Below are 19,038 nucleotides of genomic sequence, written 5' to 3' on the forward strand. Positions count from 1 at the left end.
CGGTTGATGGCATGGGCCAGGGACAGACCGAAATTGGTATGGCGCGTAAGTGGGCGCTCATAGCTCAAAGTCAGTCGCATTTCCCGATCTGACGGAGCCAGGTCAATTGGCACGTTTTGATGCGTAACGGCACCAGCGTCGTTCACCATGGGCAGCGCCACAGAGGTAGAGCCAGAGGATACCGCCGCGGGCATCGACAGCGACAGGCTGAAACGATCATTGTGCGAAAACGCGTTTTGATGGGCGTAGGTCACCGCGCCCCCATTGAGCAACACATCCGCAGACTGCCCAATGCCTGAAGTCTCCTGCCCCAAGGCATAGCCGAGCGCAAATTTGATCTGAGCGTTGTCAGACACGTCAGCGGACAAAGCCATATCCATGGACATCAAGGACGCGTCGGTGCCCCCATTCCAATCAGACAGCAAATCCATGGTGTCCTCTCCAAGACCACCGCCAATCTGCAAGCTGGCACCGCCAAGATCGAAAGTGCGGCGCAGCCCCAGGCCAAAGCGATCTGAACCACCGCTGCGGGATCGGTAAATTGAGAGATCATACTCACTGTCCAACAGTTGCATAGGAAGCCCTGCCCGCGCGCCAAAGAACGACGCCGAACCAAATTCCGGGGCGCGGTAGTGATCGAAGTTCAAGGCGTCATGTGCGGCAAACATCGGGGCCGCCGGACGATGGGCAACCATCTGTGCGGCATCGATCACAAAGGACGCAGACAAAGTGTCTTTGCCGACAATCTCCACATTGCGCAGCGCCTGTGCCACCGCATCCCCACTGGCGGCACCTGCCACAGCCAACGGTTCATTGGTGTTGACCACGGTGCCGTTTCTGGTGGTGACAGTGGTTTGGCCAATTGGCAGAAGTGCTGCGGCGACGTCCAGAAACCCATGGCCCCATTCTTCGCTGTAAGCGTGATCAAATCCCGACACCAGTTCAACCGTTCCGTCTTGGCGAAAGCCATCAAACTCATTGTCAGCTGATGCCAAAAGCCGGATGCGCAAGTCTTGGTGCGTCATGTCTGGAAAAGCTTCGGCCAACAGCGCAAGTGCGCCAGATACGGTTGGCGCCGCATAAGACGTGCCGGTGCCAAAAGAGTAACTGCTATTGCTGCTCGCAGTGGCCCCTGTCCAACTGCCGTTTGCAGAAATACACCACGCCGCCGCCTCGCCGCAGCCTGCGGAAACGCGCTCTGCGGACACCACATCGTCACCGTTCAATTGAGGGACGCCGTTTACCACCGCCAGCCAGCTGCCTTCCAACGAAGGCTCCAAAACCGGCAATCCCGCCATCAACCCGACGCCGGAGGCGTTGTAGTCATTTGACACGGAGAACACGACAATACCGTCGTCTGAATAATCTCGCAGGGCATCTAAATAGCTACGGCCTGAAGAGGACCCAAAGATATAATTGTAATCTGAGCGGGTTGCGGTCATGCCCGAGTAACCCCAGGAGTTGTTCAACGCAACTGCGCCGGCCCGCGTGGCAGCATTGGCGGTTTCTGCCAGCTGACTATAAGAGTCAAAGCTGCCAAAGATGGCGTCAGCGTTAGGCGCAACCCCAATCATGTCATCAGACAGCCCGGTGGCGATGGAGGCCACAAACGTGCCGTGATCATCTTGTGACATGCCGGAGCCTGTTGTGACGCTTTTGCCTGAAAACGCTTCATGACCCGGCCGAAACCCGCTGTCGGAAAAGGCAATGACCTGCCCCGCGCCGGTCAAGCCAGCAGCATGGGCATAATGGATACCGGAATGCTCAATTGGATTACCTTGCAATCGCGTGTCGGTGCTGGCGTCAAAACGCCTGTTATTGTTGCGGTCGACAAACTGATCCCCAGACGCTGTTTGCACCCGGTACCGCACATCATTGCTCAGCAGACGATTGGCGCGCGTGCGCACGCTATCCAAGCTGCTCAGAAAAGAGGCCAGCAACACTTGGCTGTCCGTTTTTGGCAACGACGAACCCGCCTTGTCCGTGCCCGTATCTTTCACCGCCGGCGTGTCTTCGCCGCCGCAGCCAGCCACCAAGCCAGACATCAAAATTATTGCCGTCGAAAGACGTTTTGCTCGCCAGTCCATTGCGCCACTCACCCTTGCCCACACTCAAGGAAACGGTAGGTTCTGAACCTTAAGTTTTGCCTGAATCGGGTCTGGAAAAGCGCGTCGACTTTTTTGAAATACCCTCCATATTTTGCATAAAAATAGGGACGATTTGGCATCAGAGTTCGTCAAATGAGATCCCAACGGCGCGGTGTCCCGACGTAACAATCTCACCCAACGGTTGATCCTCAAAAGCGGGACCGCCATACAGGTGAAACCGCATCAGGAGGATTGCTATGACCCGCCCATTTGTCTCCAAGCCGATGCCCGTTGAGGAACAGTGGCTCGACTTCAATGGTCACCTCAACATGGCCTATTACAACGTGTTGTTTGATCGGGGTGTAGATCAGCTTGGAGCGTATCTTGGGTTTGGACCGGACTATCGCGCCCGCACCGGCAACACGACCTTTTCGGCCGAATTCCACTTGTGTTATTTACGTGAACTGCATCTGGGAGACATGGTCACTGTCTCGTTCCAGTTGTTAGATCATGATGCCAAGAGCTTTCACTTCTATCAGGAGTTGATACACGCAGACGGTTGGGTATCTGCCACAGGCGAAGGCGTTGGGCTGCATATTGACCAAAGTGGGCCCCGCGTCGCCCCTATGCCGGACGAGATTTTGGCCAAATTCACAGCCATGTCAGAGACGCACAGGACCTTGCCCCGTCCGGACCGGGTTGGCCGAGTGATGGGCATCCGTCATAAGTGAAGCGCGATGCAGCGGTGACACGGTTGCGGCACAAGCCTGCACTTGGCCCGCAAAATACTGGACCTCGCTGCACCCACATGAAACGATGACCACCAAATGGTAGACGTGATTGACATAATACAAGAGCGCAAGGAACTGCCGCAGTTTCTGGAGCGCGACGGGCTCATTGGCATTGAGCTTGGGGTCGCCGGTGGCTGGTACTCCAAGCGGTTGATGGAAGGCGGGCTTTTCAAGGCGCTTTATGGTGTCGATATTTATGGCGACCACCACAACACCAAAGAGTACATAAAGGCGTTAAAAAACATCGGCATGGGGCAGAATTACTGGCTGTTGCGGATGACATTTGAAGACGCACTGGATGCCTTTCCAGATGAACACTTCGACTTCGTTTATATCGATGGTTACGCCCACACCGGAGAAGAGCGTGGCAAAACGATGTTTGACTGGCTCAAGAAGGTCAAAGTGGGCGGCATGATTGCCGGGCACGACTACCATGAAAAATGGCCTCTGGTGCAAACATGCGTTGATGCACTGGGAGAGGAGCTCAGCCAACCAGTGATGCGCACGCAAATGTCCAAGAAACGAGACCCTCAGGATCAATTCCCAAGCTGGGCGATGTTCAAAGAAAGCGCTGAGGTGCCGGATTACCCGGATCGCCTGCGCAAACTACCCAAGAAATTGCGCGGCTGACACAGACCGCAAACCGTGAATACTGGAACTGTTTTAATGACTTATGAGTATAAAGTGATCCCTGCCCCAACACGCGGGCAGAAGGCAAAAGGCATCAAAGGGCCAGAGGGTCGATTTGCCAACGCGCTGGAAATTGAAATGAATCGTTTGGGCGCGGACGGGTGGGAATACCTGCGCGCTGACACGCTGCCCAATGAGGAACGCAGCGGCTTGACGGGATCGAGCACCAACTATCGGTCCGTGTTGGTGTTCCGCCGCGCCAAGGCTGGTGATGTGGCGGCATTTCAACCTGAAACATTGGAAGCGCCGAAGGTGGCAGTGCTGCCGGCGCCTGAAGCAAAACCCGCGGAACCCACGACCACAGCGGAGCCAGAGGACACTGCTGCATCCGATGCGGCCCTTGTGCTGAACGAGGGCGACAAAACTGGTGCCTCTGCAGAGAAAGACCCGGATGAAAGCGAGTCTGTGGATGACGTGAATGTAGCGCTCAAGAAGCGCGTTGAAACGTTGGAACAGTCCAAGTAGCCGCGTCAGGCCGCGTCGATGTCCAAAGCAAGCGCGTGGATACGGGCAACCAATTCTGCACCAATCGCCGTGTGCACCGCACGGTGACGGGCCACACGGGTCTGACCGGCAAAGGCTGCCGCACGAATACGCACATTGAAATGGCTTTCTCCACCGGCTGGCGCACCGGCATGTCCGGCATGGCTGGCGCTGTCGTCTACAACCTGTAGGTCGACTGGTTCAAAAGCTGCGGACAACTTGTCGTGAATTTCCTGCGCGACGCTCATAATTTTTATCTCCAGCCTCTTCAATCTGACCCCGTTTAGGGTAAACTCTCTGCTCCGAGTCGAATAGGTGCGCGTATGACAAAATCTGATCCCTTCGGTTTCAATATGTCGGTGAAGTCGGCAAAGAAGAAAAACCCGCGTGGACGCCGGGGCATGTCCGGAGCGTCTGAGACATCCACGCGTGTTTGCGAGCATCCTGGATGTGAAGAATCTGGGTCGTATCGTGCGCCGCGTGCGCCCGATGTGCTGGATGAATTCAAATGGTTCTGCAAAGAACACATCCGCGAGTATAACCTTAAGTGGAACTTCTTTGACGGCAAAACCGAAGCTGAGCTGAACGCACAAAACTCCAAGGACAAAGTCTGGGAGCGCGAGACCAAGAAGTTCACCGACCCTGAGGCCCGAGCCTGGGCACGCTTAGGCATCGAAAACCCACATCAAGTGTTGGGTGGCAACGCAACCCAGAACCCTGGCAAGGGGGGAGGCGCAGGCAAACGCTTGCCGCCCACCGAGCGCCGCGCCATGGAAATCCTGGAAGCCAACGACCATTGGACCAAAGCCGAAATTCGCAAGGCCTATAAAAAGCTCATCAAAGTGTTGCACCCGGACATGAACGGCGGCGATCGCAGCCAGGAAGACCAGCTGCAGGAAGTCATGTGGGCTTGGGAGCAAATCAAAGAAAGCCGCAACTTCAAATAAGTGCGGATGGATGCAAGGCATGAGGCGTGACCGATGGGGCGCGCCTTTTTCTTTGCGACGGAAAAATCCATGAAAGCCGTTTGAGCTATCACTAGGCTTGGGTAACACTGATGTGTGAATGCGTTAGCTCAACGGGAGAAACGGCCATGCGGCGACTGATTGAATACCTCACGGCCCATCCAAAGCGGCTTTATACCGTGGTGGCCGGCGCGGTGTTGCTGTTGCCCGTGGCCCTGTGGCTGGACCTGAACAGCCTGTCGCACCACAATCTGCACCGTCAGGCAACCAGCCTGAACAAGCTTATGGATGATGTGCGCTCTTACTATGCAGAAAATGTCGTCGCCCGCGTTCAGGCGGCATCAGGGGCGCCTGAGGCACGACATGACTACCATGAGATCGAAGGGGCTTTCCCCATTCCGGCCACAGCGGCCATCGAGCTGTCGGCGCGGTTTTCGGAGATCCTGCCAGGAGTGGACTACCACTTTGTCTCAGACCACCCGTTTGAAGGGCGTCCGCAACGCCAAATGACCGAGTTTGAGGCACGGGCTCTTGAAACGTTCCGTGACTCCGCAAATGAGCGGGATCGAATTATCGCTGAAGAAGGAAATTTGCTTGATCACCGGATGACCCTGGCTGCTCCCGTTTACATGCAAGCGTCCTGTGTGAGTTGCCACAACGCCCATCCCAAAAGTACAAAAACCGATTGGCAAATTGGCGATGTGCGCGGGCTTCAGGTGGTGCATGTGCGCCAACCTTTGACGCTTGATTTAGCGTCGTTCAAGTTCCTGCTCAGCTACTTGCTGATCGCGGGTACTTTTGGACTGGCCTTTGCCAAACATCAGCTTCGCCTGGCCGAAAAATTTGCAGCGGCCAATGATGAGTTAACCGAGAACAATTCCTTTTTGGCTGACGTCTCTCTGAAGATCTCAAAGTACCTTGAACCACAGGTGTATCGCTCGATCTTTGAGGGCGAACGGGATGTCTCAATCAGCACTGAACGCAAAAAACTCACGGTGTTCTTTAGTGACATCAAGGATTTCACCGCCACAACCGAGCGCATGCAGCCAGAAGAGCTGACAGCGTTGCTCAACGAATACTTCACTGAAATGGGCGCAATTGCGCAAAAACACGGCGCCACCATCGACAAGTTTATTGGCGATGCCATTGTGGCCTTTATTGGCGATCCGACATCCAACGGCGTGACCGAAGATGCGCGTGCCGGTGTGCGCATGGCGCTGGAAATGCAAACCCGGCTGGACGAGCTGGAAGTGCAATGGCGCGCCAAAGGCATCGAACATCCTTTCCGCGCCCGCATGGGGATCAACACTGGCTACTGCAATGTCGGCAATTTTGGCAGTGACTCGCGTATGGATTACACCATCATCGGTGCCGAGGCGAACTTGGCCGCCCGCCTTGAGGGAATTGCTGAGCCAGGTGGTATTGTCATGAGTTATGAAACCTATGCCCACGCCAAGGATTTGGTAAACGCCCAAGAGCTGGAGCCGCAACACTTCAAAGGCATCTCAAGGGAAATCATCCCTTACCGCGTGTTACGCCATGGCGCCAACCGGCGCCCGGCCACGGCGCGGGAGGAAGGCGGGAACCTTGTAGTCGAGATGCAGGGTTTGGATTCCGAAACCCGCGCCAAAATTGCAGCCGCTGTGCAAGACGCGCTGGACAAAGCCTAAGCCACGTCGGGCACACGGTCCGGCAAGAGCGCAACTTTACGTGCCAAATCCGAGGACAAACAGGCGGCTGAAAACCGCTCTTTCAGGAAGACCCCAGCCAACAGATCCGGGTTTTGCACCAAAAAGGTCTCTGCATCCTGCGCATCACCCAGATGCATGGCTTCAGCAATGGCCGACATATAGGCCTGTGTGATTGTAGCGTGAAACTTCTCTGGCACCCCGGCTGCCAACGTCAGACGCTTCAAGCCGTCTGCAATACGTTTTGACGCGGTGAAGAAATCATCCTCACGCAGCGCTTCAAAGGCCACGGCAATATGTGTCTGGTGATCAAAGTCCTGCGGCGCCAAGTTACCGGCGTCCATGGCCAGAAGTGCCTCGCGATAACTGGTCATTTGTCTGATCCTTCTTCCGATAATTTGTGGGCGTCATCGGCTGTCAATGTGAGGTCATAAACGCTCTTGAGCATCGCCGCTTTTTCCAACGTTTTCTGCGAAAAGGGAGACTTTCCCTCTAACGCATGTAGCATCACCCCCTCAACAAGCTCTGCCGTGGACATATCCAACTGCTCTGACAGCCCTTTCAGAACTTTAAGCAGGCGTTTTTCCAACCGAAGGCCGGTCTGAACTCTTTCAATCTTCTTCATGCGATTCCCTACCTTGGTACCAAGGTGAGGTTTGTAGACCTATAGTGCCACAGATGTCAAACAGCAGCGCAGCACCTTGATTTTGGCCCACAAATACGGTGAGGTGAGCGCATGATGCAGAGCTCTCCCAAACATGCGACCGTGATGGGTCGCGATTTTTCCGAATATATCATTGGACTTGGCTTTTCCGAGGCGGACGTCTTGAAGGGCACTGGCCTGACACTGGAAGAATTACAAGACACGGAGCAACTTGCCTCCTTGCAAGGATTGGCCAAAATTTTGGACAATGGGGTTGCTCTGACAGGGGATGACCTGATCGCCGTGCGCTGGGGGCAAACCCGGCGCTTTGCGAAATTGGGGTTGATTGGATATCTGGGCCGCACCTCCAAGGACATCCATGCCATCGTCACCAATCTGGCCCGCTACGGACAGGTCTTTTCCAACGCCATGGTTGTGGATGTTTCACATCTGGAGGAAGACGGGATTTTCCGCTGGCGGTTTGATCTTCCGGCCAAAGTAGAAGTTGGCCGATTTGTAGAGGCCCAAGTGAGCCAATTTTTGCATGGCACCAATAGGCTTCTGCCGCGCACAGTTTTGCCGAAACACATCGCATTCTGCCACCGCCGCAAACACAATGCAGCCGAATTGGAAAAGCTACTTGGATGCCCAGTGACGTTTGGCGCGCAATGGAACAGTTTGCAGTACCGCGTCGCGGATATGGGCGTGCCGCTCAGCACCTCGGACGAGGCCTTGCACAAAATCCTACAAGCTCATGCGGATTTGGTTTTGGCGCAACGGCCCAAAAACCGATCTGACATCGAATTGACCGTGGAACGCGCCATTGCTGACCGCATGGCCACAGGGCAGACTTCAGTTTCTGACGTGGCGCGTGATCTGGGCATGAGCGCCCGTACCTTGGCGCGGCGCCTGGGGGATGCCAACACCACCTATCAAACCGTTCTGTCCAATTTCCGCCAGGCGATGGCTGATCGGTATTTGAAAAACAGCGACATGAGCCAGAGCGAGATTGCCTTTTTGTTGGGGTATTCGGACGTCAGCTCGTTTGCCTCCGCGTTCAAGCGATGGACCGGCCAATCCCCAGGGGAGCGCCGCCAAACCTTTGTCTGAGACAACGTTTGGCCGTTCCGCCACGATTGGCAAAATTTGACAAAACAGTGGCAGCTTTCCCCAAGGCAACCCGCTGACGCCTCCCCATCTTCATGATGAACGAAGAGACAACGCAGTCACTTTGAATTTTCACATCATGATCTCAGAAGGGAGGCGCCATGTTTTTTAGTATTTTACTGCTTAGTGCCCTGTTCCCGTTGCTTTGGTTACACCAGCGCGGGCGCCCACAACCTGTGGCGATCAAACGGGAAAAAACCGTGTTGCGGCACGGCCAGATCGGAGGGCGGCCATGTCCAAAATCCTTCTGATCGAACCGGACCGGCACCTCATGGTCGCGATGCAGGAAGTGTTGCTGCATGACGGGCACGAGAGCCTGTGCCATGTGACGCCTGAGACGGCGCTGTGCGACCTGGCCCGGCAATCGCCTGATTTGGTGGTTATGGAACTGCGCCAGCGCGCCACAGATGCGCTGTCGGTGATGGAACGGATCATCAACAGCTATAACCTGCCGGTGATTGTCCTCAGCACCACCGCCAGCGCCACGGAGGAATCTATGATGCTGCGGTTGGGGGCGGATGACTACCTTGCGAAACCGTTTTCCATGCGGGTGTTTGGGGCTCGGGTTGCCGCCGCTTTGCGCAGTGCCGCGCCCAATCACCGGGAGGCCGACGATGTTACGGTCATTCAACGCGGCGCTTTGCATCTGGACCGCCTGCGCCACGAAGCCCGCTGGAGCGACGTGGAAGTTGCTTTGACCGCCACCGAGTTCAACGTTTTGTGGATCATTGCGCAACGTCCCGGCCAGGTGCTCAGTCGCGCCAACATTCTGGACCTCGCATATGGAGGCGACGTGTTTGTCACCGATCGCAGCATCGACAGCCAGATCAAACGCATTCGGCGCAAGATCCGCGAGGTTGCTCCCGACTTTATGGCGATCGAGACCCTTTATGGGCTCGGCTATCGCTTCTCTGATTCCCCGGAGGATGTGGCAGCGTAAGTGGCCTAATCTTTCCCATGATCTTCCTTCGGGGGAGAGAGGCCGGGTTGCACCGCCACCGTAACCAAATGCCCCACCTCGGCGGCGGAGCACCCGGCCTCATTTGGGTTTAAACACCAGCGAAACGCCATTCAGACAGTGGCGTTTCCCCGTGGGTCTCGGGCCATCGTCAAAGATGTGCCCCAGATGAGACCCACACCTGCGACAGTGGCATTCGGTGCGGACCCGAAACAATTTGCGGTCCGCCTTGGTTCCAATCGCTTTGGGGAGCGACTTGTAGAAACTCGGCCATCCGGTGCCGCTGTCGTACTTATGTTTGGAGCTGTAGAGCTTCAATTCACAGCCTCGGCAATGGTAAGTGCCTGTCTCATAGATTTTATCGAGCGGCGAGGACCCTGCCCGCTCGGTGCCCTCATCACGCATCACCTTGTATTGCGCGGGCGTGAGCATGGCACGCCACGCTGCCTCCGTCCGGGTGACTTCAAACGCGTTGGCCAGAGAGGCACGTGGCAAAACCATAGCGGTAAGAGTTGCCGCACCAGCGGCGGATAAGAAATGGCGACGTTGCATTCTGCGTCCTCCTTTGGTCGTAGAATTGCGGACCAATCCTGACAGAAGCAACTAACAGCTTTGCACATGGCTGTGAGTTTCGTGACAACGCCGCGTCTTTTGATGACTTTTGCTTGTGATCCCGCAGGAATTGATGCACCAAAGGCCGGTAGATTTGGGCCGCTCCAAGGGGGCTGCCGGGAGAAGGACAGAGGACATGGCGGACGGCATGATGGACACCAACACAAAGCCCACCGAAGACATTGATCTGCGCGAAGTGTTCGGCATCGACAGCGACATGAAAATCAAGGGTTTTGCAGAGCGCACCGATCGCGTTCCTGAAATCGACCCAACCTATAAATTTGACCCAGAAACCACGCTGGCGATCCTGGCGGGTTTTGGCCACAACCGGCGTGTGATGATTCAAGGCTACCATGGCACTGGTAAGTCGACCCACATCGAACAAGTTGCCGCCCGCCTGAACTGGCCCTGTGTGCGTGTGAACCTCGACAGCCACATTTCCCGGATCGATCTGATTGGGAAAGACGCCATCAAACTGCGCGACGGCAAACAGGTCACCGAATTCCACGAAGGCATCCTGCCGTGGGCGCTGCGCAACAACACCGCGATTGTGTTTGACGAATATGACGCCGGCCGGGCTGACGTGATGTTTGTGATCCAACGTGTTCTGGAGCATGATGGCAAACTGACCCTGCTGGATCAGAACGAAGTGATCACGCCAAACCCCTACTTCCGCCTGTTTGCCACCGCAAACACCGTGGGTCTGGGGGACACCACCGGGCTGTATCACGGCACGCAGCAGATCAACCAAGCCCAGATGGACCGCTGGTCGCTGGTGTCCACGCTGAACTACCTCAGCCACGATGCTGAGGCCGCGATCATCCTGTCCAAAGCGCCGCACTACAACACCGCCGAAGGCCGCAAGATCATCAACCAGATGGTGACCGTTGCTGACCTGACCCGAACCGCGTTTATGAACGGTGATCTGTCCACCGTGATGAGCCCACGGACCGTGATCAATTGGGCCGCCAACTCGGAAATCTTCCGCGATGTTGGCTACGCTTTCCGTCTGAGCTTCCTGAACAAATGTGACGAGCTGGAGCGCCAGACCGTGGCTGAGTTCTATCAGCGCTGCTTTGACGAAGAGCTGCCTGAGAGTGCGGCCAGCGTGAGCTTGGGGTGAACTTAGATGCTATGAATGACACGCAGTTTTGGTCATTGATCGAGAAAATTGAAGGCTGCAAGCGGCGAGATGGATCAACCAACTTTGGGCCGCTCGTCGCCGAGCTCGCGAAATTGACCGAAGCTGACATTCATGGCTTCTATGAGTGCCTTGCGCAAAAAGCCTATGCGCTGGACACAAGACAGCACTACCGCCGCTTTAGTTGGTTTCCAGGATTGTCCGATAGTTTTCTGTACACGCGCTTGATGGTCGTCGCGCAAGGAAAACAAGCATACCATGATGTTTTGAAAAACCCCCGGGCTTTTCCCAAACGTTCACCAAATTGGCTTGAAGGTTTGCTGTATGTGGCGGGCGATGCTTATTCTGACATAGCCGAACTCGAATTTTCGCGTGAGGCAACGGTGAATATTGAGAGCTTCTCTAACGAAGAAGGTTGGGCCAAATGAAAAAACCAAGCGACAACCCCGCTGATCCGTTCAAAAAGGCCCTGGCTGAGGCCACCAAAGTGATGGCTGACGATCCGGAACTGTCGGTGTCCTACACGGTTGATCCCTCCGGCATGTCCGGAGACAGCATTCGCTTGCCCCAGGTCAGCCGCCGCATGAGCCGCGACGAGGTGCTTCTCGCGCGCGGCACCGCCGATGCGCTTGCCTTGCAACGCAAGTACCACGATGACGCCACCCACATGCGTTATGCGCCCGGTCAAGGCATCGCCCGCGATCTCTATGAAGCCATGGAAACCGCGCGCTGCGAAGGCATGGGCGCGCGTGACATGCCCGGCACCGCCACCAATATCGACATGAAGATCAGCCAGGAAGCCAACGGGCGCGGCTATGGCGATATGACGTCCACGGAACAGGCCCCCCTGCCCGTGGCTGCGGGCTATTTGATCCGTCATCTCGCCACCGGGCGCGACCTGCCGCCAGCAGCGGCCAATGTGATGAACCTGTGGCGCGGCTATATCGAGCAGAGCGCCGGTGACCACCTGAACGACCTGCAAGACCTGTTGTCCGATCAGCAGGCCTTTGCCAAATTTGCCCGACAGATCATCGAAGACCTTGGGTATGGCGATCAGCTGGGTGATGATCCGGACGATATCGACAATCAGGAAGACGAGGCTGAAGAACAGGCTGAAGAGCAGGATGATCCCGACAGCCAAGGCCAAGACGACAGCGACGAAGAGGACACGGAAGCCAGCCCTGAGCAATCTCAGGAAGAGCAGCAGGACATGTCCGAAGCGCAGGTCACGATGGATGACATGGCTGAGGACGAGATGTCGGATGAGGCCGAGATGCCCGATGGTGATGCGCCGTTGGATCCGCCGCCTGCACCGCCGATTTCGGACGCTGACCCGGATTACATCGCCTTTGACACCACCAATGATGAAGAGATTGCCGCTGAAGAGCTGGCCGAACCCATCGAGTTGGAGCGTTTGCGCGCCTATCTCGATCAGCAGCTGGAACCGCTGAAAGGCGCGGTGAGCCGTCTGGCCAACCGCCTGCAACGCCGTCTTCAGGCACAGCAGAACCGCAGCTGGGAGTTTGACCTCGAAGAAGGCACGCTAGATGCGGGCCGTCTGGCGCGGGTTGTGGCAAACCCGACCACCCCGCTCAGCTTCAAGATGGAGCACGACACTGAGTTCCGCGACACGGTTGTGACGCTGTTGCTGGACAACTCCGGCTCCATGCGCGGCCGCCCGATTTCCATTGCCGCAATCTGTGCCGACGTGTTGGCGCGCACGCTGGAGCGTTGCAACGTTAAGGTGGAAATCCTCGGCTTCACCACCCGCGCGTGGAAAGGTGGCCTTGCGCGAGAGAAATGGCTGAACGACGGCCGCCCGCAACAGCCTGGTCGCCTCAACGATTTGCGCCACATCATCTACAAACAAGCAGACGCTCCATGGCGGCGCGTGCGCCCCAACTTGGGTCTGATGATGAAAGAAGGTCTGCTGAAGGAAAATATCGACGGGGAAGCGCTGGAATGGGCGCACCGCCGTATGATGGCGCGTCCTGAGCAGCGCAAGATCCTGATGGTGATCTCTGATGGCGCCCCGGTGGATGACAGCACCCTGTCGGTCAACCCCGCCAACTATCTGGAAAAACACCTGCGCGACGTGATTGCCATGGTCGAAAAGCGCAAAATGGTGGAGCTGTTGGCAATTGGAATTGGGCACGATGTGACGCGGTACTATGACCGCGCGGTGACCATCACCGATGTGGAACAGCTGGCCGGTGCGATGACTGAACAGCTCGCCGCGCTGTTTGACAATGATCCGCGTGCCCGTGCACGGGTTATGGGCATGCGCAAAGTGGGGTGAACTCCCCACGCGTTTTCTACGAGTTTCCCCGCCAGACGCCTGCACTGGCGGGGAAACAGCCAACACCACATTTGATCTTTGATATCAAAGCTGATCCCAGATCCGCTGCCCCACCGGTCCAAGAGTGTGACCGGCACGTTTGGTGAGGCAAATTGGAAGCGCCAAGTCGCCCAGTGTTGACAAACTCAACAATGTGCCGCGCGCAAGCTCCTCTTCCACCATATGGTACGGAAGGCGCCCCCAGCCCAAGCCTGCCAAAATCAGGTCTTTCTTGGTGGACATGTCGGTGACAAACCATTTTGGCGCTTCGATCATCAGCCCGATATCCGAAGCCTTCTCGTCACTCGACTTCACCACCACTTGCGGATGACGACCCAGGTCGGTTTTACTCACTTTGTCTGGTTCATGCCCCACAAGGTCAGGGGACGCCACCAGCGGGAATTCCATGTGTTCAAGCTGACGATAATCAATGAACGGGCTGCGGTTGAGAGCTCCAAAGATGGCAATATCGACCTTTTCGGCCATCAACTGACGTTCTCCGGAGGCGGTCTCAATTTCTAGATGCAATGTGGTTGTGGGGAATTCCTGCTTTAAGCCCCGCAACAGCGCTGCCAGCCGAGGGATCGGGAAATTGCTGCTCACACCAATACGCAGCTCTGTCTCCACTTCGCCTTTCAGATCCCGCACAAACTCCTCAAAATGCTGCGCCTGCGCCAAGAGATGACGGATTTGCGTCAGCAGCACCTTGCCATCCCGCGTCAGGGTTGGACGGTAACCGGAGCGATCAAATATCTGAATCTGGTAGAACTCTTCCACCTGCTTCACCGAATACGAGACCGCAGAGCGCGCCTTACTCAGCTTTTCACTGGCCAGCTGGAAACTACCCAAATCACAGATCGTGGCGACAACATTGAGATGGTCTAAATTAGTCATGGTCTAATTATGTGACGGAGATGGTAAAAAAGCTATGCTTTAAGTTGACGCATTGCAGTTCTATTCCGATGTAAACCAAGCAACCGCGGTCCCTCACAATGACCAACACTGACATCTCCGCCGACTTCCCCTTTGCCGCCCGTTTTGTCGAGGTGAAAGGCAGCCAAATCCACTATGTCGAAGACGGCACTGGAGATCCGGTGCTGTTCATACATGGCAACCCGGCCTCGTCCTACATTTGGCGCAACATCATCCCGCATATCTCGCCACACGCCCGTGCCATAGCGGTGGACCTGATTGGATTTGGCAAATCTGACAAGCCCGACATCGCCTACGGGTTTGATGACAGCTACACCTATCTGGAGGGTTTCATCGAGGCATTGGGCCTGACGAATATCACCTTGGTCGTCCAGGATTGGGGATCGGGACTGGGCTTCCACTTTGCCCATCGCAACCGCGACAAAATCAAAGGCATAGTCTTCATGGAGGCGATGCACAGTGAGATAGACTTCTCAGCTCTCAGCCGCTCCGACAAAACACTGATGAAACTTATCCGAGCGCCGTTTGCCAGTTGGCTGATGCTGGGTGTGATGAACAGTTTTGTGAAACAGATGCTGCCCGATTGGATTCTGCGTGATTTGAGCGCTGTGGAAATGGCCGCGTATCTTGCGCCGTTTCCCACCGTTCAAAGCCGCAAACCAATTTACGTGTTCCCACGTGATGTGCCGGTGGAAGGCAAACCGAAACACATTTCTCGTGCCGTTGCAGACTACGCCCAATGGCTCACGGAAACAGACATTCCCAAGCTCTTCTTCCATGCCGATCCCGGCGTGTTGATCCGCCAGAAAGACGTGGCGTGGATCCAAGAGAATTTCCCCAACTTGACCAGTGTCAATCTCGGGCAAGGCTTGCACTTTCTGCAAGAGGACCACCCGCATGAAATCGGACGTGTGATTGCCGATTGGTACTTGGCGCTGAGTACCACCCAAACTGAAGGAAAACGAAATGTCGTGTAACTTTCCCCCTGCCACGCCACATGGCGAAATCCGCGAAGTTTTTCCCGACATTTTTCACGTAGCCGGCAGCGTAGACATGGTGCCCGGCATGCGGATCAGCCGCGCAATGACCGTGTTGCGAGACAAAGGCAAATTGACCCTGATCAGCCCAATCCGTTTGTCTGACGACGGGCTGGCCGCTCTGGACGCATTGGGACAAGTGACCAGCATCGTGAAGCTTGGCGGCTATCACCTTGGCGCACAGAACGGGCTCGACGATGCTTTTTATGTGGATCGATACGGCGCCAAGCTTTGGGCATTGGCGGACATGGAGCACAAAGACGGTCTGGTGTCTGACCAAATCCTGCAAGTGGACGGAGAGATGCCTTGCCCGGATATGTCGCTCTTTAGCTATGAGACATCAGAGTTGCCGGAGGGCATGTTCCTGATTGCCCGCAGCGGTGGTATCTTGATCACCGCTGACAGCCTGCAAAACTGGACAGGTCCTGATCAGTTCTTCGGCGAGGTCGCCGCGCAACGCATGGCGCAAGCCGGCTTCTTCAAACCTGCCAATATCGGCCCCGAGTGGCTGCGGTTCTGCGCACCTGATCCGCGTGAATTTGACCGAGTGGCTGCGCTGGATTTTCAACACCTTCTGCCGTCACACGGCACCCCGTTGCTCAGTACCGCCAAAGAGGCGCTCCTGACCACTTTCCACACAACTTTTGGGCAGAAAACGCCCCAAACTTCGGAGTAAACCCTTGAAAATTCTACTTATTGGAGCGTCCGGCATGATCGGGCGCGCGGTGACGCCTGCCCTGTCGCTAGAACACGACGTCCTGACGGCATCGCGCAGCTCTGGCGACTTTCAGGTCGACATATCAGACCCGGTCAGCTTGCGAGCGTTGTTTGCCAGCACAGGTCCACTAGACGCAATCGTAAGCTTAGCGGGCGGTGGCGTTATGGCGCAGCTGTCCAGCATGAGTGACGACGATTTTGATCGCACGCTGGACACGCAGATGAAAGGCCAATTGAATGTGTTGCGGTTGGGACTAGAAGTAGTGGCACCTGGCGGTTCCATCACGCTGACGTCCGGCGCGGCGGCACAGAATCCCATGCCCTCCACCAGCGCCATTGCTGCCTCCTGCGCCGCCATCGAAGCCTTCATGCGCACCGCAGCCACCGAAGTGGAGCAGGTGCGTCTGAATGTGGTGTCACCAATTTTTGTCAAAGAAAGTATGGCGCTGTTTGGTCTGCCCACAGAGAGCGGCTTGTCCGCCGCCGACACCGCCAAGAGCTATCTCGCAGCTGTGAACGGCACAATGCACGGCCAGGTTTTGGCCACCCCTGACTACGCATAAACTCACAAAAGGCTACCCTCTATGAAACGTTCTATCTTTAAGTCCTGTGTCGCCGCCCTTGCACTTCTCACCGCAACCGTGAGCCACGCCGCTGACACCGCGAAGCCAGCAATGGAGCAGCTGGTCGGCACTTGGTTTGTCGAGGTTACCGGCGTTCTGCCCGACGGCGGCGCCTACCAGAACCTTATGAATGTAAATTCCGATGGCACGGCCGATGTGGTTGGCGGCTGGATGTTTGGCGCCGGTGGACTGAAGTTCACCGATAGCCCAGCGAGCATCACAAAGACCGATGGCAATGGCTTTGAAATTCGCATGTTTGCTTTCCTCGCGGATGTCACAACCGGGGCGCCAAAAGGGTTGAATGTCACGGTCTATCGCGGTGAAATGCAAGACGGCGCGGAGGGTTTCACGGCTGAGGCTGACCTCTATTATCTGCCCTGCACAATTGAACACTGCCCTGCCCCAAATACAGCGGATCTTGGCACCCCAGCAACGGTAGCTCAGGTTGTGGGCTCAAAAATTGCCTCACCTGTACAGGCCAGCCATTAACGGCCTAAAACCAAGCGCACGCCTGCCGACCCACATGGGAGGTCAGGCGTGTGCCCTCCCCCCTTGCCTTCCCGCAGCAAACTATGGCGGCTCCCTTGATGCGCACCTCACTGCCTGCTTTACAGCTTGCCATTGTCGGTGCAGTGCGTATCACTGAACGCCCATTCATTTGCCGCAAGGAGCGCCGCCATGTTTCAGGATTTTGCCGTCACTGCCCGTCCGGAACAGGGCCCCGCTCGACTGGCCGCTTTGCGCGCACAAATGGCTGCTGAAGGCTTGGACGGATTTCTGGTCCCGCGTGCCGACGCACACCAAGGCGAATATGTGGCGCCCCGCGACGACCGCTTATCATGGCTGACCGGCTTTACCGGCTCCGCCGGATTTTGCGTTGTTCTAAAAGACGTCGCTGGCGTATTTGTTGATGGCCGCTACCGCACGCAGGTCAAAGAGCAAGTGGCAGATTGCTACACGCCGGTGGATTGGCCCGAGGTCCTGCCTGGCCCGTGGATCGTGGAAAACCTTGACGCCGGCCATGTTGGATTTGACCCCTGGCTTTACACCGTGGGTCAGCTGGAGGCGCTGCATAAGGCGACCGAAGACCACATGATCACTTTTGTGCCGGTGACCAATCCAATTGACGCCATTTGGGAAGACCAGCCTGGCGCACCAACGGCGGCGGTTAAGAGCCATCCAACACAGGTTGCGGGTGAATCCCATGGCGACAAGCGCTCCCGACTAACGGCGGATCTGAATGCTCATGGCGAGACGGCTGCCGTCATCACCCTGCCCGACAGCATTGCATGGCTTTTGAACATTCGCGGCGCGGATATTCCCCGTAATCCGCTGGCACATGGGTTTGCCGTGCTGAATTCCGACGCAACTGTTGATCTGTTTATGGCGGAGCAGAAACTCACCGACATGCGGGACCACCTTGGGGAGGCTGTCCGCGTGCATGCGCCAGACACCTTTATCCCATTCCTCACGCAGCTCTCCGGCACAGTGCGGCTGGACAAAGGCAGCGCGCCAGTTGCCGTGCAAGCTGCTGTGTCTCAAAGCGATGCAGAGATCTCCTACGGTCAAGACCCTTGTGTGATGCCCAAGGCGCGCAAAAACGCCTCCGAGATTGCCGGCATGGCGGAAGCGCACCTGCGCGATGGGGCCGCAGTGGTGAATTTCCTGAGTTGGTTTGATGCACAGGACAAAACCGCGCTCACCGAAATTGATGTTGTCTCCAAGCTGGAAGAGTTCCGCCGCGCCACCAACGCCTTGTTGGAAATCAGCTTTGACACCATCGCCGGTGCCGGCCCCAACGGTGCAATCATGCACTACCGCGTGACAGAGGAAACCAACCGCCCGCTGCAAAATGGCGATCTGATGGTGCTCGACAGCGGCGGGCAATATGCCGATGGCACCACCGACATCACCCGCACGCTGCCCATCGGTGACGTCAACGATGATGCCAAAATCGCCTTCACCCGTGTGCTGCAAGGTATGATTGCCGTGTCGCGCATGCGCTTCCCCAAAGGCGTCGCGGGTAGCCATATCGAAGCCATCGGTCGTTTGCCGCTGTGGATGGCCGGTCAGGACTTTGACCATGGCTTGGGCCACGGCGTTGGCGCCTACCTTTGTGTGCACGAAGGGCCGCAGCGCTTGAGCCGTGTCAGTGACACTCCGCT

General features: G+C 56.5%; 21 protein-coding genes. 15 read left to right on the forward strand and 6 right to left on the reverse strand.

All coding sequences use genetic code 11. The annotated features are described in order from the left end of the window. Positions 1 to 2,087 (reverse strand): S8 family peptidase (locus tag QZ517_RS15270; RefSeq protein ID WP_294228374.1); only part of this gene is annotated, 2,087 nt, incomplete at its 3' end. 257 nt (positions 2,088 to 2,344) lie between these two features. Between QZ517_RS15270 and QZ517_RS15275 the strand changes: the two genes are divergently transcribed. The 3 genes from QZ517_RS15275 to QZ517_RS15285 all read left to right on the forward strand — a co-directional run bounded on the left by QZ517_RS15275 (position 2,345) and on the right by QZ517_RS15285 (position 4,033). Further along, positions 2,345 to 2,818 carry a thioesterase family protein gene (locus tag QZ517_RS15275; protein ID WP_294228377.1) on the forward strand — a complete coding sequence of 158 codons (474 nt, stop codon included), beginning with the start codon at positions 2,345 to 2,347 and terminating at the stop codon, positions 2,816 to 2,818. A gap of 96 nt (positions 2,819 to 2,914) precedes the next feature. Continuing rightward, on the forward strand, positions 2,915 to 3,508 hold the full coding sequence (locus tag QZ517_RS15280) for a class I SAM-dependent methyltransferase (RefSeq protein ID WP_294228379.1): 594 nt from the start codon (positions 2,915 to 2,917) through the stop codon (positions 3,506 to 3,508). A gap of 36 nt (positions 3,509 to 3,544) precedes the next feature. After that, entirely contained in the window at positions 3,545 to 4,033 is a 489-nt protein-coding gene (locus tag QZ517_RS15285; RefSeq protein ID WP_294228381.1) for a DUF4177 domain-containing protein, read from the forward strand. Positions 4,034 to 4,038: 5 nt separating this feature from the next. Here the strand turns inward: QZ517_RS15285 and QZ517_RS15290 are convergent, their stop codons facing one another. Continuing rightward, positions 4,039 to 4,299, reverse strand: coding sequence for a BolA family protein (locus QZ517_RS15290; RefSeq protein ID WP_294228383.1), 261 nt, complete (start codon positions 4,297 to 4,299; stop codon positions 4,039 to 4,041). Between the two features lie 75 nt (positions 4,300 to 4,374). Here QZ517_RS15290 and QZ517_RS15295 point away from each other — a divergent pair, with 75 nt between their 5' ends. Together QZ517_RS15295 and QZ517_RS15300 are read left to right on the forward strand one after the other, a co-directional pair. Then, the gene (locus QZ517_RS15295) at positions 4,375 to 4,998 is read left to right on the forward strand and encodes a DnaJ domain-containing protein (protein ID WP_294228385.1); all 624 of its coding nucleotides are present in this window, start codon (positions 4,375 to 4,377) and stop codon (positions 4,996 to 4,998) included. Between the two features lie 146 nt (positions 4,999 to 5,144). Next, a complete protein-coding gene (locus QZ517_RS15300) occupies positions 5,145 to 6,686 on the forward strand; it encodes an adenylate/guanylate cyclase domain-containing protein (protein WP_294228386.1) in 1,542 nt (513 codons plus the stop codon). Here QZ517_RS15300 and QZ517_RS15305 read toward each other — a convergent pair. Beyond that, a complete protein-coding gene (locus QZ517_RS15305; protein ID WP_294228387.1) occupies positions 6,683 to 7,078 on the reverse strand; it encodes a hypothetical protein in 396 nt (131 codons plus the stop codon). The genes QZ517_RS15300 and QZ517_RS15305 overlap by 4 nt on opposite strands. Continuing rightward, a complete protein-coding gene (locus QZ517_RS15310; RefSeq protein ID WP_294228388.1) occupies positions 7,075 to 7,329 on the reverse strand; it encodes a hypothetical protein in 255 nt (84 codons plus the stop codon). Before QZ517_RS15310 ends, QZ517_RS15305 begins: the two co-directional genes overlap by 4 nt. Positions 7,330 to 7,440: 111 nt before the next feature. Here QZ517_RS15310 and QZ517_RS15315 point away from each other — a divergent pair, with 111 nt between their 5' ends. After that, entirely contained in the window at positions 7,441 to 8,457 is a 1,017-nt protein-coding gene (locus QZ517_RS15315; RefSeq protein WP_294228389.1) for an AraC family transcriptional regulator, read from the forward strand. Positions 8,458 to 8,746: 289 nt separating this feature from the next. Continuing rightward, positions 8,747 to 9,454, forward strand: a complete 708-nt coding sequence (locus QZ517_RS15320) for a response regulator transcription factor (RefSeq protein ID WP_294228390.1) — start codon at positions 8,747 to 8,749, stop codon at positions 9,452 to 9,454. A gap of 99 nt (positions 9,455 to 9,553) precedes the next feature. Here QZ517_RS15320 and msrB read toward each other — a convergent pair whose 3' ends face one another. Further along, positions 9,554 to 10,024 (reverse strand): peptide-methionine (R)-S-oxide reductase MsrB, encoded by a 471-nt coding sequence (gene msrB, locus QZ517_RS15325; protein WP_294228392.1) that lies wholly within the window; start codon positions 10,022 to 10,024, stop codon positions 9,554 to 9,556. A 196-nt stretch (positions 10,025 to 10,220) separates the two neighbouring features. Between msrB and cobS the strand changes: the two genes are divergently transcribed. The 3 genes from cobS to cobT are packed head-to-tail and all read left to right on the forward strand — an operon-like array spanning position 10,221 to position 13,524. Continuing rightward, positions 10,221 to 11,207 (forward strand): cobaltochelatase subunit CobS, encoded by a 987-nt coding sequence (gene cobS, locus QZ517_RS15330; RefSeq protein WP_164646778.1) that lies wholly within the window; start codon positions 10,221 to 10,223, stop codon positions 11,205 to 11,207. Positions 11,208 to 11,218: 11 nt separating this feature from the next. Then, positions 11,219 to 11,653 (forward strand): DUF4240 domain-containing protein, encoded by a 435-nt coding sequence (locus tag QZ517_RS15335; protein ID WP_294228393.1) that lies wholly within the window; start codon positions 11,219 to 11,221, stop codon positions 11,651 to 11,653. Further along, positions 11,650 to 13,524 (forward strand): cobaltochelatase subunit CobT, encoded by a 1,875-nt coding sequence (gene cobT, locus QZ517_RS15340; RefSeq protein WP_294228395.1) that lies wholly within the window; start codon positions 11,650 to 11,652, stop codon positions 13,522 to 13,524. Before QZ517_RS15335 ends, cobT begins: the two co-directional genes overlap by 4 nt. Before the next feature lie 84 nt (positions 13,525 to 13,608). On the opposite strand, the gene QZ517_RS15345 is transcribed toward cobT, so the two are convergent. Continuing rightward, positions 13,609 to 14,457: a LysR family transcriptional regulator gene (locus tag QZ517_RS15345; RefSeq protein ID WP_294228396.1), complete on the reverse strand. Its 849-nt coding sequence runs from the start codon at positions 14,455 to 14,457 to the stop codon at positions 13,609 to 13,611. A gap of 98 nt (positions 14,458 to 14,555) precedes the next feature. Between QZ517_RS15345 and QZ517_RS15350 the strand changes: the two genes are divergently transcribed. The 5 genes from QZ517_RS15350 to QZ517_RS15370 form a co-directional block, all read left to right on the forward strand. After that, positions 14,556 to 15,473: a haloalkane dehalogenase gene (locus tag QZ517_RS15350; protein WP_294228397.1), complete on the forward strand. Its 918-nt coding sequence runs from the start codon at positions 14,556 to 14,558 to the stop codon at positions 15,471 to 15,473. Further along, positions 15,463 to 16,209, forward strand: coding sequence for a hypothetical protein (locus QZ517_RS15355; protein ID WP_294228398.1), 747 nt, complete (start codon positions 15,463 to 15,465; stop codon positions 16,207 to 16,209). Before QZ517_RS15350 ends, QZ517_RS15355 begins: the two co-directional genes overlap by 11 nt. A 4-nt stretch (positions 16,210 to 16,213) precedes the next feature. After that, positions 16,214 to 16,813: a short chain dehydrogenase gene (locus QZ517_RS15360; RefSeq protein ID WP_294228399.1), complete on the forward strand. Its 600-nt coding sequence runs from the start codon at positions 16,214 to 16,216 to the stop codon at positions 16,811 to 16,813. Between the two features lie 21 nt (positions 16,814 to 16,834). Further along, entirely contained in the window at positions 16,835 to 17,362 is a 528-nt protein-coding gene (locus QZ517_RS15365; RefSeq protein WP_294228401.1) for a hypothetical protein, read from the forward strand. 189 nt (positions 17,363 to 17,551) lie between these two features. Beyond that, the coding region (locus tag QZ517_RS15370) for an aminopeptidase P family N-terminal domain-containing protein (protein WP_294228402.1) at positions 17,552 to 19,038 on the forward strand (1,487 nt) is incomplete at its 3' end.

This window comes from uncultured Shimia sp., from assembly GCF_913054185.1.
In the GTDB taxonomy this organism is placed as follows: Bacteria; Pseudomonadota; Alphaproteobacteria; order Rhodobacterales; family Rhodobacteraceae; genus Shimia.

What these genes read in the sequence shown, in the direction of transcription:
- QZ517_RS15275 (WP_294228377.1), top strand. Translation starts at nt 2,345, where the DNA reads ATGACCCGCCCATTTGTCTCCAAGCCGATGCCCGTTGAGGAACAGTGG.
- QZ517_RS15280 (WP_294228379.1), top strand. Translation starts at nt 2,915, where the DNA reads ATGGTAGACGTGATTGACATAATACAAGAGCGCAAGGAACTGCCGCAG.
- QZ517_RS15285 (WP_294228381.1), top strand. Translation starts at nt 3,545, where the DNA reads ATGACTTATGAGTATAAAGTGATCCCTGCCCCAACACGCGGGCAGAAG.
- QZ517_RS15290 (WP_294228383.1), bottom strand. Translation starts at nt 4,299, where the DNA reads ATGAGCGTCGCGCAGGAAATTCACGACAAGTTGTCCGCAGCTTTTGAA.
- QZ517_RS15295 (WP_294228385.1), top strand. Translation starts at nt 4,375, where the DNA reads ATGACAAAATCTGATCCCTTCGGTTTCAATATGTCGGTGAAGTCGGCA.
- QZ517_RS15300 (WP_294228386.1), top strand. Translation starts at nt 5,145, where the DNA reads ATGCGGCGACTGATTGAATACCTCACGGCCCATCCAAAGCGGCTTTAT.
- QZ517_RS15305 (WP_294228387.1), bottom strand. Translation starts at nt 7,078, where the DNA reads ATGACCAGTTATCGCGAGGCACTTCTGGCCATGGACGCCGGTAACTTG.
- QZ517_RS15310 (WP_294228388.1), bottom strand. Translation starts at nt 7,329, where the DNA reads ATGAAGAAGATTGAAAGAGTTCAGACCGGCCTTCGGTTGGAAAAACGC.
- QZ517_RS15315 (WP_294228389.1), top strand. Translation starts at nt 7,441, where the DNA reads ATGATGCAGAGCTCTCCCAAACATGCGACCGTGATGGGTCGCGATTTT.
- QZ517_RS15320 (WP_294228390.1), top strand. Translation starts at nt 8,747, where the DNA reads ATGTCCAAAATCCTTCTGATCGAACCGGACCGGCACCTCATGGTCGCG.
- msrB (WP_294228392.1), bottom strand. Translation starts at nt 10,024, where the DNA reads ATGCAACGTCGCCATTTCTTATCCGCCGCTGGTGCGGCAACTCTTACC.
- cobS (WP_164646778.1), top strand. Translation starts at nt 10,221, where the DNA reads ATGGCGGACGGCATGATGGACACCAACACAAAGCCCACCGAAGACATT.
- QZ517_RS15335 (WP_294228393.1), top strand. Translation starts at nt 11,219, where the DNA reads ATGAATGACACGCAGTTTTGGTCATTGATCGAGAAAATTGAAGGCTGC.
- cobT (WP_294228395.1), top strand. Translation starts at nt 11,650, where the DNA reads ATGAAAAAACCAAGCGACAACCCCGCTGATCCGTTCAAAAAGGCCCTG.
- QZ517_RS15345 (WP_294228396.1), bottom strand. Translation starts at nt 14,457, where the DNA reads ATGACTAATTTAGACCATCTCAATGTTGTCGCCACGATCTGTGATTTG.
- QZ517_RS15350 (WP_294228397.1), top strand. Translation starts at nt 14,556, where the DNA reads ATGACCAACACTGACATCTCCGCCGACTTCCCCTTTGCCGCCCGTTTT.
- QZ517_RS15355 (WP_294228398.1), top strand. Translation starts at nt 15,463, where the DNA reads ATGTCGTGTAACTTTCCCCCTGCCACGCCACATGGCGAAATCCGCGAA.
- QZ517_RS15365 (WP_294228401.1), top strand. Translation starts at nt 16,835, where the DNA reads ATGAAACGTTCTATCTTTAAGTCCTGTGTCGCCGCCCTTGCACTTCTC.